14 protein-coding genes are annotated in these 13587 nt (G+C 72.4%); 10 read left to right on the forward strand and 4 right to left on the reverse strand.

The window, feature by feature from the left end; translation table 11 throughout:
* The first annotated feature begins 135 nt into the window (after positions 1-135).
* Both SACTE_RS26445 and SACTE_RS26450 read left to right on the forward strand, forming a co-directional pair.
* Positions 136-1368, forward strand: a complete 1233-nt coding sequence (locus SACTE_RS26445) for an SAV2148 family HEPN domain-containing protein (protein ID WP_014049084.1) — start codon at positions 136-138, stop codon at positions 1366-1368.
* A 95-nt stretch (positions 1369-1463) separates the two neighbouring features.
* A complete protein-coding gene (locus SACTE_RS26450) occupies positions 1464-2195 on the forward strand; it encodes a 3'-5' exonuclease (RefSeq protein ID WP_014049085.1) in 732 nt (243 codons plus the stop codon).
* 9 nt (positions 2196-2204) lie between these two features.
* Here SACTE_RS26450 and SACTE_RS26455 read toward each other — a convergent pair whose 3' ends face one another.
* Positions 2205-3071, reverse strand: coding sequence for an aminoglycoside phosphotransferase family protein (locus SACTE_RS26455; RefSeq protein ID WP_019993132.1), 867 nt, complete (start codon positions 3069-3071; stop codon positions 2205-2207).
* A 125-nt stretch (positions 3072-3196) separates the two neighbouring features.
* Here SACTE_RS26455 and SACTE_RS26460 point away from each other — a divergent pair, with 125 nt between their 5' ends.
* The 8 genes from SACTE_RS26460 (at position 3197) to SACTE_RS26495 (ending at position 10946) form a co-directional block, all read left to right on the forward strand.
* Positions 3197-4138, forward strand: a complete 942-nt coding sequence (locus SACTE_RS26460; RefSeq protein ID WP_014049087.1) for a sugar ABC transporter permease — start codon at positions 3197-3199, stop codon at positions 4136-4138.
* Positions 4135-4974, forward strand: a complete 840-nt coding sequence (locus SACTE_RS26465; RefSeq protein ID WP_176724327.1) for a carbohydrate ABC transporter permease — start codon at positions 4135-4137, stop codon at positions 4972-4974. The genes SACTE_RS26460 and SACTE_RS26465 overlap by 4 nt, the downstream gene beginning before the upstream one ends.
* Positions 4974-6275 (forward strand): extracellular solute-binding protein, encoded by a 1302-nt coding sequence (locus tag SACTE_RS26470; protein WP_014049089.1) that lies wholly within the window; start codon positions 4974-4976, stop codon positions 6273-6275. The genes SACTE_RS26465 and SACTE_RS26470 overlap by 1 nt, the downstream gene beginning before the upstream one ends.
* Before the next feature lie 352 nt (positions 6276-6627).
* The gene (locus SACTE_RS26475; protein WP_014049090.1) at positions 6628-7830 is read left to right on the forward strand and encodes a S8 family peptidase; all 1203 of its coding nucleotides are present in this window, start codon (positions 6628-6630) and stop codon (positions 7828-7830) included.
* A 95-nt stretch (positions 7831-7925) separates the two neighbouring features.
* Complete coding sequence (locus SACTE_RS26480; protein ID WP_026359099.1) at positions 7926-8474, forward strand: DUF1697 domain-containing protein; 549 nt, start codon at positions 7926-7928, stop codon at positions 8472-8474.
* A complete protein-coding gene (locus SACTE_RS26485) occupies positions 8467-8856 on the forward strand; it encodes a nuclear transport factor 2 family protein (protein WP_014049092.1) in 390 nt (129 codons plus the stop codon). Before SACTE_RS26480 ends, SACTE_RS26485 begins: the two co-directional genes overlap by 8 nt.
* A gap of 474 nt (positions 8857-9330) precedes the next feature.
* On the forward strand, positions 9331-10251 hold the full coding sequence (locus SACTE_RS26490; RefSeq protein ID WP_037758847.1) for a S1 family peptidase: 921 nt from the start codon (positions 9331-9333) through the stop codon (positions 10249-10251).
* 110 nt (positions 10252-10361) lie between these two features.
* A complete protein-coding gene (locus SACTE_RS26495) occupies positions 10362-10946 on the forward strand; it encodes a TIGR03086 family metal-binding protein (protein WP_026359098.1) in 585 nt (194 codons plus the stop codon).
* A 199-nt stretch (positions 10947-11145) separates the two neighbouring features.
* Here the strand turns inward: SACTE_RS26495 and SACTE_RS26500 are convergent, their stop codons facing one another.
* From SACTE_RS26500 to SACTE_RS26510, 3 genes are read right to left on the reverse strand one after another with little or no spacing between them, the layout of a single operon-like run.
* The gene (locus SACTE_RS26500; RefSeq protein ID WP_014049095.1) at positions 11146-11898 is read right to left on the reverse strand and encodes a sirohydrochlorin chelatase; all 753 of its coding nucleotides are present in this window, start codon (positions 11896-11898) and stop codon (positions 11146-11148) included.
* Positions 11899-11904: 6 nt separating this feature from the next.
* Positions 11905-12783, reverse strand: coding sequence for an ABC transporter permease (locus SACTE_RS26505; RefSeq protein WP_014049096.1), 879 nt, complete (start codon positions 12781-12783; stop codon positions 11905-11907).
* Positions 12770-13561: an ABC transporter ATP-binding protein gene (locus SACTE_RS26510; RefSeq protein ID WP_014049097.1), complete on the reverse strand. Its 792-nt coding sequence runs from the start codon at positions 13559-13561 to the stop codon at positions 12770-12772. Before SACTE_RS26510 ends, SACTE_RS26505 begins: the two co-directional genes overlap by 14 nt.
* Positions 13562-13587: the final 26 nt, after the last annotated feature.

Consider the following 13587-nt stretch of genomic DNA (forward strand, 5'->3'; position numbering starts at 1 on the left):
CCCGATCTCGCCGTGGAGAAGGAGCCAGGGAGGCAGGGGAGTTGAGTGAGGAGCCTGTGCATCCGGCTGCACCGGCTCCCGCTCCCGGAGTACCCTTCCTTGATCGTTGGTGGGGGAGCGGAAGGCGGTGCGCGGGTGAGCTCGGGAGGGTTCGAGCTACCCCCAGGTGACGCAGGTCACGAGGGGGAGCCGACCGATGCCCCGCCGGGGGCGGTTTCCCTCGCGCAGCCCATGGAGATCGGCGTGGAGCTGGACTGGGGGGCCGACGCCTGGAACGAGGTGCGCACCCGGGCCCAACGTGCCGGACGGGCCTATATCTGGCTGAATCTCGTCGAACAGCGGCTGCGTGCCGTGGTCTCCGCGGTGATCCGCCCGATCTACGAGCCCGTGCACGGCGAGGACTGGGTGGTGGCCGCCGCCGGACCCGCCGGACAGGAGTGGGTGCAGCGCGCCGTGGCCGTCCGGGAGGTCTCCCGCCGCAAGGGCTACCTCCTCGACCCGGCCGACGACAACGTCCTCAGCTTCCTGACCCTGCCTCAGCTGCGGGAGCTGATGGTCCAGCACTGGCCCTGCTTCGAGCCGTACTTCGACGACCGCCGTGAGGTGGAGCTCGCCCTCGACGAGCTGGAGGTGGCACGCAACGTCGTCTCCCGCAACCGCGCGCTGAACGAGGCCGTCCTCGCGCAGGCCGAGCGGGCCTCGGCGCGCCTGCTGGAGATCCTGGGCAGCGGTGCGGCCGTCCCCTCCGCCGACCGGCTCCCGGTGGACGCCGTGGAGGAGCTGGTCGGCGACCGGTACGCCGACGTGGTCTCCGTCCATCCCGACCGGGTGCGGCTCCAGCGCCAGCTGCCCGCCGAGGACCTGTTCGGCGGTGCGCGCCGGCTGGACGCGATCGGCATAGGACTCAATCTGCTCACCCAGAACTTCTCGGGGCGCCGGCTGGTCCGGCTCGCCGAGTCCGGGTGCCGGGTGCGGCTGCTCTTCATCAACCCGGCGAGCAGTGCCGTCAAGCGCCGTGAGCGGGAACTGGGCCTCAAGAAGGGCGAGCTGAGCCGCTCGGTGGAGATGAACATCCTCCACATGCGGCGGGTCCGCTCCAAGCTCCGCGACCCGGGCGCCTTCCAGATCCAGGTCTTCGACGAGACGCCGCGCTTCACGGCCTATCTGGTGGACGGCGACGGGCCCGACGCGGTCGGGGTCGTGCAGCCCTACCTGCGGCGTGCGCGCGGCATGGAGGCGCCCGTCTTCGTGCTGCGCGGCGGCGGGCGGGCGGTGGTCCGCGCGGGGCAGGACAGCGAGCACGGACTCTTCGAGACCTACCGCGAGGAATTCGAGTCGGTTTGGACCGATTCGCGGCCTGTCTCCTGAGTGGGCCCGCCTTCTGACGCCCCCTCCTGCGTTGTCAGTGGCCCGTGCGAAGGTGGTCACCACATGGGGGAGAGCACCACCGAAGGAGGTACGGGATGAGCTGGCACCGGGAGCGTCTGGCCGGGTTCGACCTGGAGACGACCGGCACGGATCCGCTGGAGGCCCGCATCGTCACCGCCGCGGTCGTCGCGGTGGAGAGCAGCGGCGGCGAGGCCGCCGGGTGCCGCACCTGGCTGGCGGACCCGGGCGTGCGGATCCCCGAGCAGGCGTCGGCGATCCACGGCATCAGCAGCGAGCGCGCGGCGGCGGAGGGCCGGCCGGTGCGCGAGGTGGCGGACGAGATCGCCGGAATCCTCGTGGAGCACTGGCGCGCCGGCGTCCCGGTCGTCGCGTACAACGCGGCGTTCGATCTGACGCTGCTCTCGGCGGAGTTGCGGCGCCACGGCCTGCCCTCCCTGAGCGAGCGGCTGGGCGGCGCGGGCATCGGCCCCGTCATCGACCCGTACACCATCGACCGGGCCGTCGACCGCTACCGCAAGGGCAAGCGCACCCTGGAGGCCGTCTGCGTCGAGTACGACGTGGTGCACGGCGGGGCCCACGACGCGGCGGCCGACGCGCTGGCCGCGGTCCGCGTGGCGTACGCGATAGCCGAGCGGCACGGATCGGTGGCCGCCCTGACCACCGCCGAGCTGCACGAGCGTCAGATCGGGTGGTACGCCGACTGGGCCGCCGACTTCCAGAAGTTCCTGCGCCGCAAGGGCACGGCGGACGCGGTGATCGACGGCCGCTGGCCGCTGCGCGAGCCCGCTCCGGCACACGCCTCCTGAACGGCGGGGTCAGAAGGGGTACCAGCGGACCTCCGGATCGTCCTGGCGCAGCGACGCCACCCTCCGGCGGAACTCCGCCAGCGCCTTCGGGTTGGTCGGGGCGTGCTGGGAGACCCAGGCGCAGCTCGCCGTCTCGCGGGCCCCGCGCAGCACCGCGCACCCCGCCCAGGCGCGCACGTCCCAGCCGTAGGCCGCGGTGAAGGCGTCGTACGCCTCGGCGGAGAGCCCGTACCGGTCACGGGAGAGGGCGAGGACCACCAGGTCGTGCTCCCGGAAGTCGGCCGAGAAGGTCTCCAGGTCCACGAGGACCGGTCCGTCCGGGCCGATGTGGACGTTGCGGGGGAGTGCGTCACCGTGGATCGGCCCGGGGGTCAGATGCGGGGCCAGGGCCGCCGCGGCCTTGGCGAAGCCGTCGCGCCGGCCGCGCAGGTAGTCGGCGTCGGCCGGGTCGATGGCGTCACCGGCGAGCCGCAGCCAGCGCTCGACGCCGCCCAGCAGCTCGCGGCGCGGCAGGGTGAAGTCCGCGGGCGGGGGCAGCGCGTGGATGCGGGTGAGCAGCGGCGCCAGGTCCCGGGGCTCGGTCGGCCGTACGGCCTCCGGTAGCCGGTGCCACAGCGTCACCGGGTGCCCCTCGACCAGCCGCGGCGCGGGTTCGGCGGCGCGGACGGCGGGCACCCCCGAGTCGGCGAGCCACCGCGCGACGGCCACCTCGCGCTCGGCCCGTTCCCGCAGCTCGGGGTGGGAGGTGGCCGCCCGCCCCACCTTGGCCACCAGATCGCCGACCGCGAACACCGCGTTCTCGCCGAGCGCGAGCAGCTCGGCGCCGGCGGGCAGTCCGGCGGCGGTCAGTACCTCGCGGGCACGCATCTCGTCCATGCCCTGATTTTCGCATCCTCGCAGGCCACCTTGACGAACGGAGGGCACGTCAGCACGATGACGAGGGCCGTGCGCGCGGCCATACCGGGATGAACCAGGTCTCATGACACAAAGGGGCGAAATCCGTGACAACGACCGGTGGGGCAGCGCCGCCGGGCCGCAAGGTCCCGCGCGGCGGAGCGCCGGCCGGGCGCCGCGGACCGGACGGAGCCACCTGGTTCCTGGTGCTGCCCGCCCTGATCCCGATCCTGGTCCTCAGCGTCGGACCCCTGCTGTACGGCATCGCGCTGGCCTTCACCGACGCGCAGTCGGGCCGTACCCGCTCCACCCGGTGGACCGGCACGCTCAACTTCCAGGACCTGCTGCACGACGGCCTGTTCTGGGAGTCCTTCCGGATCGGTCTGCTGTGGGCGGTCGGTGTCACGGCCTGGCAGTTCGTGCTCGCGCTCGGCCTGGCCCTGCTGCTGAACACGGATTTGCGGCTGCGGTGGCTGGCCAGGGCACTGGCGATCATTCCGTGGGCCATGCCCGAGGTGGTCGTCGGCATCATGTGGCGTCTGGTCTACAACCCGGACGCCGGCATCCTCAACGAGACCCTGCGCGACCTCGGACTCGGCGACGGACGTGACTGGCTGACCGGACTCGCCACCGCGCTGCCCGCCGTGGTCCTGGTCGGCGTCTGGGCGGGCATGCCGCAGACCACCGTGGCACTGCTGGCCGGACTGCAGAACACCCCGCACGAGCTCCACGAGGCTGCCGCCCTGGACGGAGCCGGGGCGTGGCGCCGCTTCCGTACGGTGACCTGGCCCGCCCTCGTACCGGTGGCGCTGGCCGTCACCGCCCTCAACTTCATCTGGAACTTCAACTCCTTCGCCCTGGTCTACGTCCTGACCGGCGGAGGGCCGGGCGGCCGCACCCGGCTGCCCATGCTCTTCGCCTACGAGGAGGCCTTCCGCTACGGACAGTTCGGGTACGCGGCCGCGATGGGCTGCGTGATGGTCGCCGTGATCTCGGTGGTCCTCGCCGTCTTCCTCGCCGGCCGGCTCAAGGGAGGCGAGGACACGTGATGACCCGTACGAGCAGGACGGCGCGGGCCGGACAGTACGCCGCACTGCTGTGCTACCTCGTCTTCCTGGCGTTCCCGTTCCTGTGGCTGCTCTCCACCGCCTTCAAACCGGCACGCGAACTGGGCTCACTGCACCCGACCTGGCTCCCGGAGCACCCCACGACGGACAACTTCCGGCAGGCCTTCGAGGAACAGCCGCTGCTGAGGGCCGCGGCGAACTCGCTCACCGCGGCCCTGTGCGCCGCCGTGATCGCGGTCGGCGTCGCCACCCCCCTGGCCTATGTGATGGCCCGCCACCGGGGCCGGCTCTCCAGGGCTGCCACCGGCTGGGTCGTCGTCAGCCAGGCGTTCCCCTTCGTGCTGGTGATCATCCCGCTCTTCCTGGTCCTGAAGAACCTGCGCCTGATCAACTCGCTGGGGGGACTGGTCCTCGTCTACGTCGTCTGGTCGCTGCCGTTCGCGCTCTGGATGCTGGCCGGGTACGTACGGGCGGTGCCGCGCGAGCTGGAGGAGGCGGCGGCGGTGGACGGAGCGGGGAAGGCACGGATCCTCCTCTCGGTCACCGCGCCCCTGCTGGCCCCCGGGATCGTCGCCACGGCGCTCTTCGCGTTCATCACCGCGTGGAACGAGTTCTTCTTCGCGCTCGTCCTTCTCAAGACCCCGGAGAAGCAGACCTTGCCGGTCGTCCTCACCCACTTCCTCGGCGCGGAGGGCGCGGCCGACCTCGGGCCGCTCGCCGCCGCCGCGTTCCTCGCCACCCTGCCCTCCCTCGTGGTGTTCGCCCTCATCCAGCGGCGGATCACCGGGGGGCTCACGTCCGGGGCGGTGAAGCACTGATGCGCCGCCACACGCCGCGGACCGCGCTCACCGCGACCGCCGCCGCCCTGGCCCTGCTGCTGACCGGCTGCGCGGGCGGCGACGGGCCCGCGGAGGCCGACGGGACGGTCCATCTCCGCTTCCAGTCACTGGCCTGGCAGAAGGAGTCCGTCGCCGCCAACAAGCAGCTGGTGAGCGAATGGAACGCCACCCACCCCGACATCCAGGTGGACTACGTCCAGGGCAGCTGGGACAACGTCCACGACCAGCTGCTCACCTCCTTCGAGGGCGGTGAGGCCCCCGACGTCATCCACGACGCCTCCGACGACCTCGCGGACTTCGCCTACGGCGGCTACCTCGCCGATCTGCGCACCCTCCTGCCCGGCCGGCTGACCGAGGACATCCCCGAGAGGTCGTGGCGGACCACGACCTTCGACGGCGGTGTCTACGGCGTCCCCTTCCTCCAGGAGCCCCGGGTCCTGATCGCCGACACGAAGGCCCTGCGGGCCGCCGGTGTCCGGATCCCGACCCCGCGGCGGCCGTGGAGCTGGCCGGAGTTCCGGCGGGTCACCGAGGAGCTGTCGGGCGAGGGCCGGTACGGGGTCGCCTGGCCGCTCAAGGAGCCGGTGTCGGTCACCCTCAACCTGGGGCTCTCCGCCGGCGGGCAGCTCTTCCACCGCGGCGCCGACGGAAAGACCACGGTCCGCTTCGAGGAGGGCGACCAGGTGATGCCGGGGACCGTCCGGGACCAGGTCAACGCCGACCGCAGCGCGACCCGTTCGGCGCTCGGCATGAGCGGGTCGGACACCCTCCCCGGCCTCTTCGGCGGGAAGTACGCCATGGTCCCGCTGGGCTTCTCCTACCGTCAGCAGGTCGCCGAGCAGGCGCCCGAAGGGTTCGAATGGAGCGTCCTGCCCGCCCCGGCCGGCAGCGACGGACTCGCCCAGGGGGTGAGCCCGCAGACCCTCTCGGTCGCGCGGGACAGCCCGCACAAGGAGGAGGCCGTGCGCTTCGTCGACTACCTGCTGCGCCCGGCGAACATGGTCCGGCTCGCCAAGGGGGACTGGATGCTGCCCACCGGCACCGAGGCCCTGGCCGACCCGGCCCTGCACACCGCCGAGGACGGCTGGGCGACCGGCGCGGCGCTCGCCGGGTCCTTGCGCCCGGCCCCCGCGCAGTTCGTCCGCGGATACCCGGAGTGGAAGGACAAGGTGGCCACGCCCGCTCTCCAGGAGTACTACAGCGGGGCGATCGGCACCGAGGAGCTCGGGCGTCGGCTGGTCGAGGACGGCAACCGGGTGCTGGCCCGCTACCAGCGCTGAGCCGGCACCACCCGTTCACACGTGCGGCCGGGACGCGGTGTCACGCGCTCGGCGTCGGCGGCGGAAGACCGCCGGGCCGCCTCCGGAACGCAGGGCTTCGGACCGCGGGGGCGGCGGCCGGGCCCGGCCCGGTCCGCCCGAAGTGCTGTCGTAGGGAGGGGTGTCGGGGGAGCTGTCCGACTTGGTCGAAAGTGCTTCGGTTTGCTGTGGAGAGAACCGGGCGACTGCGTGACGGCTACATGAAGGTCTTGATCTGGGCGCGTCAATCGAGCAGGGTTTCGAGGCAGCCCCCGGAGATTTTCCGGCCGAGGGCCAATCCCCCCACAAAGAGTGACGAGGAGAACCCCTCTTCATGGCCATTCACCAGCGCGCCCGCCGGACCAAGCTCACCGCCGCCATAACCGCCGTGGCGGCGGCCGCCGGCGTCACCCTGTTCGGCACGTCGTTCGCGGGAGCCGCCCCGGCCCCCGCCATGGGTACCGTCTACGGCGCCGACGCGGCCACCGCCGTGTCCGGCAGCTACATCGTCATGCTGAGCGAGAAGACGGACAAGAGCGAACTCGCCAAGAGCTACGGCGGGAAGCTCCAGAGGAACTACAGCTCCGCCATCAACGGCTTCTCGGCCAGCGGCCTCACCGAGACCGAGGCCAAGCGCCTCGCCGCCGACCCCGCCGTCTCCAAGGTCGTCCAGAACAAGAAGTTCCACATCGACGCCACCCAGGAGAACCCCCCGTCCTGGGGCCTGGACCGGATCGACCAGACCGAGACCGCCGGCGACGACGCGTACACCTACCCGGACGCCGCCGGTGAGGGTGTCACGGCGTACGTCATCGACACCGGGGTCCGCGTCACGCACGAGGACTTCGAGGGCCGGGCCACCTCCGGCTTCGACGCCGTGGACGAGGACGACGACGCCGACGACGGCAACGGACACGGCACCCACGTGGCCGGCACCATCGCGGGCGCCGCCCACGGGGTGGCCAAGAAGGCGAACATCGTGGCCGTCCGCGTGCTGGACGACTCCGGCTCCGGCACCACCGAGCAGGTCGTCGCCGGCATCGACTGGGTCACCGCCAACCACGAGGGCCCCTCCGTCGCCAACATGAGCCTCGGCGGCAGCGCGGACCCGGCCCTCGACGCCGCGGTCCAGAAGGCCATCGCCTCCGGTGTCACCTTCGCGGTGGCCGCGGGCAACGAGTCCTCCGACGCGGGCCAGGGTTCCCCCTCGCGCGTGCCCGAGGCCATCACGGTCGCCTCGTCCACGGTCGACGACGAGCAGTCGTCGTTCTCCAACTACGGTTCGGTCGTGGACATCTACGCCCCCGGCTCGGACATCACCTCCGACTGGAACGACAGCGACAGCGGCACCAACACCATCTCGGGTACGTCGATGGCGACCCCGCACGTCGTCGGCGCCGCCGCCGTCTACCTCGGCGGACACCCGGACGACACCCCGGAGGAGGTCGCCACGGCACTCACCGAGGGAGCCACCCCGGACGCCATCTCCAACGCGACCACGGGCACCGCGAACAAGCTCCTGAAGATCGTCGAGTAACCGTCCGGCAGCACCGGTGACAGCGGCCGCCGCGCCCTCCCCCACGGGGCGCGGCGGCTCTCACCGGCCGAGAAGACCGTCCTATGGTGGGGAGCATGAGCACGAGGTACGCGGCGCTGCTGCGCGGAGTCAACGTCAGCGGTCACCGGAGAGTCCCGATGGCGGAACTCCGGGCGCTGCTCACGGAGCTGGGCCACACGGACGTCGCCACCCACCTGCAGAGCGGGAACGCCGTCTTCAGCAGCGCGTCCGGCGACGAGGACACCCTGGGCGCCGAGCTGGAACGGGCCGTCGAGGAGCACGTCGGATTCCGGGTCGACGTCCTCGTGCGCACCGGCCGCTCCCTCGCCGCGGTGGCCGACGCGTGTCCGTTCCCCGCCGACCGGCTGGAGGGAAGACAACTGCACGTCACCTTCTTCGACCGGCCCGTGGAGGCGGCACGCTTCGCGTCGCTGGACACCGCCGCCTTCCTCCCCGAGGAGTTCCGGATCGGCGGCCGGGAGCTCTACCTGTACGCGCCGGACGGGCTCGGCCGCTCCAAGCTGGCCGTCGCACTCGGGCGCCCCGCCCTCAACCGGGGCCTCGTCGCGACCTCCCGCAACTGGAACACGGTGGCCCGACTCGTGGAGATGACGCGTGACTGACCCCTCGCCCGCCGTGGCCGCAGCCGTCGAGGGTGAACTCCGCCTCCTCGACCCGGTCGTACGGGCCTCGGCGGAACTGCTGGCGACGATGCTGCACCCCGACTTCCGGGAGATCGGCACCAGCGGCCGCCTGTGGGACCGGGAGACCATCATCGCCGCCCTGACCGCGCCCGACCCCGAGGCTCCGCGTCCCGGCCCGCTGACGGCGTCGCGGATGTGCGGCGAACAGCTCGCCGAGGACCTGGTGCACCTCACCTTCGACACGGAGTCCCGGGGGCTGCGCTCGCACCGCAGTTCGCTGTGGCGGCTGACCGACAGCGGCTGGCGGCTCTACTTCCACCAGGCCACGCCCTTCATCGACGACCCGTTCGCCGAGGTCTGACGTCCGGGCGCCCGACGGAGGACCGGCCGCCGGAGAGGGGCCGCGTCGGACCCCAGGAACTGATTTCGGCCAATCGCGTCCGTACGGCGAACCGTCCGCGGCGCGGTCCCGCGCACCGGCCCACGCACGGCCCGCGGGCCGTCCCGGGGACCCGCCCCGGGACGGCGGGCGTGACCGGGCGGAGGGGGTGCCGGTGGACATGCTCCCTCGTCGCGTCCCTGCCGAGCCCGCCGGCGCCTCGACCGGCCGCGGTCCGTCCGATGAGCGGACGGGGGTGTCCGCGGGCCACCTCGCCGCGTATCGGCGTTCACCGTCCGTTTTCCGTCACGGATCCGGGCGGGCCTCTTGTCACCGGGTCAAGCGGAGGCAAATATTCAGGCCGTGCGGTTGGCAGGTTCACGACCAGACCCACCTGGTCCGTGATCGGCCGCACCCGGCGGCCGCCCACCCAGCGGTCCGCGACACCCCCCATCCATGGAGGATTTCGTGACCTTCAAGCCCCTCGGCTCCCTCTCCAGACGCGCACGGCTCATAGCCGTCACCTCCGGCCTGGTCACCGCCGTCGCGCTTGCGGCCCCGACCGCGGTCGCCCAGCCCACCCAGGACACCGCCGTGACCAAGGCGGCTCTCGCGGACGCCAGCACCGCCGTGCGCGGTGCGGACATCGCGGGCACCGCCTGGTACACCGACGCGAAGACCGGCAAGGTCGTCGTGACCGTCGACAGCACGGTCTCCGCGACCGAGGTCGCCACGATCGAGAAGTCGGTCACCGACACCGGCGCGAAGATCGACATCAAGCACACCCCGGGCACGTTCAACAAGCTCATCGCGGGCGGCCAGGCGATCTACGCCGGCGGCGGACGCTGCTCCCTCGGCTTCAACGTCCGCAGCGGCAGCACCTACTACGCGCTGACCGCCGGGCACTGCACCGAGATCGGCAGCACCTGGTACACCAACTCCGCCGGTACCGCGAGCCTCGGTTCGCGTGCGGGCTCCAGCTTCCCCGGTAACGACTACGGGCTCATCCGGCACTCCAACTCCGCCAACGCGGACGGCCGGGTCTACCTCTACAACGGCAGCTACCAGGACATCACCTCGGCCGCCAACCCCACGGTCGGCCAGGCGGTCAAGCGCAGCGGCTCCACCACCGGCGTCCACAGCGGCACGGTCACGGGCCTCAACGCGACCGTGAACTACGGCGGCGGTGACATCGTCTCCGGCCTGATCCAGACCAACGTCTGCGCCGAGCCCGGTGACAGCGGCGGCTCGCTCTTCGCGGGCAGCACCGCCCTCGGCCTCACCTCGGGCGGCAGCGGCAACTGCTCCTCGGGCGGCACCACGTTCTTCCAGCCCGTCGTGGAAGCGCTGAACGCCTACGGCGTCCAGGTCTTCTGAGGCTGACGCATCACCGACCCGGCTCACCCCGGCGGGCCGCGCTCCCGGAGCGCGGCCCGTTGTCGCGTTTGTTCAAGACCGTGGGCGGAGCCCGCGCCCACCATGGAGCCATGAGGAACGCGTACGCACACATGACCGAATGCGCTGCCGAGTGCGCCCGGGTCGCCCGAGCCGCCGGTACCCCGCTCGCGCCCAGCGCGCCCACCCCCTGCGGAGACTGGGACCTGCGGCAACTGGTCAACCACTGGGTGCTCTACACCGCTTACGGGCTGGAGCACCGGGCCCTGCGCACACCGATCCCCGACGAGCTGACGGCCCGCGACTTCACGGCCGGCCCCGACTGGGCCGGGAGCTACGCCCGCCGGCTCGACCGCGCCGTCGCCGCCTGGTCCGACCCGGCCGTCTGGGAGGGGGACATCGACACCGGACACGGCTCCTCCCCGGCCCGTGAGATCGCCGGGATGCTCACGGTGGAGGCGGCGCTGCACGGCTGGGACGTCGCCACGGCCACGGGCGGGGAGTTCCGGCTCTCCGATCCGGCGGCGGCCGACGTCCTGGAGATCGTCGAGGCGTCCGCCGCGCTCTACCGGAAGTACGAGGGCTTCGCCGCCGAAGTCCCGCCGCCCCCGGGCGGATCCGCCTTCGAGCGGGCGCTGGCGCTCAGCGGACGCGACCCGCGCCGGGCGGCGGTCTGACCCCACCGGTGGCCCATCGCACCGGAGGCGGGATGGCCCACGGTCCCGGGCCACCGTCTCCCTGGGCTCCTGCCATGACCACGCACACCGACACCCCGGCGGGCAGGACGGCCGTCGACCTCTACTCCGACCCGGCCACCCCGACTTCGTCGAGCTGAAGCGGTCCCGCACCGGCACCCTCGACCGCGGCTGAACCGCCCTACGCGCTCAGCGACCGCGTCCCGGCCGCCGACCCGCACGCCTCGGCGTACCGGGCCAGCAGCAGCCGGGCGAGAGCGGGCGACGGGCCCAGCACCCCGGAGAGCACATCGGCCCCGGCCGCACCGGCGGCGATGCGGTCCGGGAGGCGGCCGGGGGCGATGACGTACGGGGCCACCGCCACCCGCCGCACCCCCTCGGACCGCAGGTCCCGCACCGCTTCCTCGGTACGGGGCAGAGATGCGGAGGCGAACGCGGGCCGCACGGCGCACCAACCGGTGTGCCGCAGCTCCCGCGCGATTTCAGCGATCACCGCGATCGCCTCCGGGTCCGTGGAGCCCGCCGAGGCCAGGACCAGCCCGGTCGAGCTCTTGTCGGCGGGGGAGAGCCCCGCCTCGTACAGCCGCTCCTCCAGCGCCGCGTTCAGCAGCGGCGACGGGCCGAGCACATCGGCCTGCCGGATCCGCAGCTGCGGAAGCCGGGTCCTGGCCTCGTGCAGCACCGAGGGGATGTCCGTCTTGGCGTGGAAGGCCCGGGTCAGCAGCAGAGGCAGGGCGACGACCTCCCCCGCACCGTCCGCGGCCAGGCGCTCCAGCACCCGGGGCACCGACGGCGCGTTGAACTCCAGGAAACCCGTCTCCACCCGCAGCCCGGGCCGCAGCGCCCGTACCCGCGCGGTGAGCGCGTGCACGGTCGCCGCGTGCCGCGGGTCGCGGCTGCCGTGGGCGATGACGAGGAGGACCGGGGCAGTCATGGGGTCTCAGTTCTTGACGAGGAGGCCGCGGCCGCGCAGCACCCGCCGCTCCAGCGGGCTGAAGATCAGCAGATCGATCGCGATGCCGACGAACAGGATGAGCAGGATCGCCAGGAAGATGCCCGGCATGTCGAAGTTGTTGCGGCCGTTCTCCAGCAACTGCCCCAGCCCCAGGCCCAGATCGGGCGAGGACGCGATGATCTCGGCGGCCATCAGCGAGCGCCAGGAGAAGGCCCAGCCCTGCTTGAGGCCCGCCAGATAGCCCGGCAGAGCGGCCGGCAGGACGATGTGCCAGGTCCCGCGCAGCCCGGTCGCACCGATCGTGCGCCCCGCACGGAGGAACAGCGGCGGCACCTGGTCCACGCCGGAGACCAGGCCGTTGGCCACCGACGGCACCGCGCCGAGCAGGATCACCGCGTACATCATCTTGTCGTTGAGGCCGAGCCAGATCACCGCCGGGGCCACCCACGCCACCGAGGGCAGGGACTGGAGCCCCGACAGGATCGGACCTATCGCGGCCCGGACGACCTTCACCCGGGCCACCAGCAGGCCCAGCGGCGTACCGATGGCCACGGCCAGCAGGAAGCCGAGCAGACCGCGCGACACACTCGTCCAGACGACTTCGAGCAACGTGCCCTTCAGCCACATGTCCCGCGCGCTGTCCCAGACCGCGGACGGCGGCGGCAGCTTGTAGTCGTCGGTGACCTTCCCCCAGACCAGCAGCTGCCAGACGAGGACCACCAGGACCACCGCGACCACCGGCGGCAGGACCTTGGCGAGAAGGACCTCGCGCAGCGGGGTCCGCCGCACCTGGACGGCGTCCAGGGCGTCCAGCCCGGCCTCGAGACCGGCCAGATCGTCGGGCTTGGTGTCAGTGCTGGCCATGGCGGCGGATCTCCCCACGCAGTTGTTCGGTGATCTCGACGGACAGCTCCGCCACGGCGGTGTCCTCGATGCGGCGCGGCTGCTCGATGTCGACCGTCCACTCGTGGGCGATCCGGCCGGGCCGCGACGACAGCAGCACGACCCGCTGCGCGAGCCGCACCGCCTCACGCACGTTGTGGGTGACGAAGAGCACCGAGGCGTTCGTCTCGCGCCAGATCCGGGTCAGTTCGTCGTGCAGCACATCGCGGGTGATGGCGTCGAGCGCGGCGAAGGGCTCGTCCATCAGCAGCAGTTGGCTGTCCTGGGCGAGTGCGCGGGCCATCGCCACCCGCTGGCGCATACCGCCCGAGAGCTCGTGCACCCGCTTCCCGTACGCCCCGCCCAGGCGCACGAGTTCGAGCAGCCGCTCCGCCTCCGTACGGCGGTCCGACTTGGCCACCCCGCGCAGGCGCAGGGCCAGTTCGATGTTCTTGCCCGCGGTCAGCCACGGGAAGAGGGCGTGCTCCTGGAACATCAGGGCCGGCCGCCCGCCGGGGGTCTCGATGGACCCCGCGCTCGGGTCGTCCAGCCCGGCCACCAGGTTGAGCAGGGTCGACTTACCGCACCCGGAGGCCCCCAGGAGGGTGACGAACTCGCCCGGGGCGACATCGAGCGTGATGTCGTCCAGGACCAGTTGCCGCCCCGCGGGTCCTGCGAAGGACTTGGAGACATGTGTGATGCGAGCGGCGTGCTCGACCGACGCACGGTCCTCGGCCTTGGTGAGGGTGGTGGTCGCCATGGTCGTCACCTCCTGGGGATCTCGGA

The sequence above is a fragment of the Streptomyces sp. SirexAA-E genome, assembly GCF_000177195.2.
Lineage (GTDB): Bacteria > Actinomycetota > Actinomycetes > Streptomycetales > Streptomycetaceae > Streptomyces > Streptomyces flavovirens.

Excerpts from the sequence above, each read along its gene's own strand:
- SACTE_RS26450 (WP_014049085.1), top strand. The coding sequence starts at position 1,464 with ATGAGCTGGCACCGGGAGCGTCTGGCCGGGTTCGACCTGGAGACGACC.
- SACTE_RS26500 (WP_014049095.1), bottom strand. The coding sequence starts at position 11,898 with ATGACTGCCCCGGTCCTCCTCGTCATCGCCCACGGCAGCCGCGACCCG.
- SACTE_RS26510 (WP_014049097.1), bottom strand. The coding sequence starts at position 13,561 with ATGGCGACCACCACCCTCACCAAGGCCGAGGACCGTGCGTCGGTCGAG.
- SACTE_RS26455 (WP_019993132.1), bottom strand. The coding sequence starts at position 3,071 with ATGGACGAGATGCGTGCCCGCGAGGTACTGACCGCCGCCGGACTGCCC.
- SACTE_RS26495 (WP_026359098.1), top strand. The coding sequence starts at position 10,362 with ATGAGGAACGCGTACGCACACATGACCGAATGCGCTGCCGAGTGCGCC.
- SACTE_RS26490 (WP_037758847.1), top strand. The coding sequence starts at position 9,331 with ATGGAGGATTTCGTGACCTTCAAGCCCCTCGGCTCCCTCTCCAGACGC.
- SACTE_RS26475 (WP_014049090.1), top strand. The coding sequence starts at position 6,628 with ATGGCCATTCACCAGCGCGCCCGCCGGACCAAGCTCACCGCCGCCATA.
- SACTE_RS26480 (WP_026359099.1), top strand. The coding sequence starts at position 7,926 with ATGAGCACGAGGTACGCGGCGCTGCTGCGCGGAGTCAACGTCAGCGGT.
- SACTE_RS26505 (WP_014049096.1), bottom strand. The coding sequence starts at position 12,783 with ATGGCCAGCACTGACACCAAGCCCGACGATCTGGCCGGTCTCGAGGCC.
- SACTE_RS26470 (WP_014049089.1), top strand. The coding sequence starts at position 4,974 with ATGCGCCGCCACACGCCGCGGACCGCGCTCACCGCGACCGCCGCCGCC.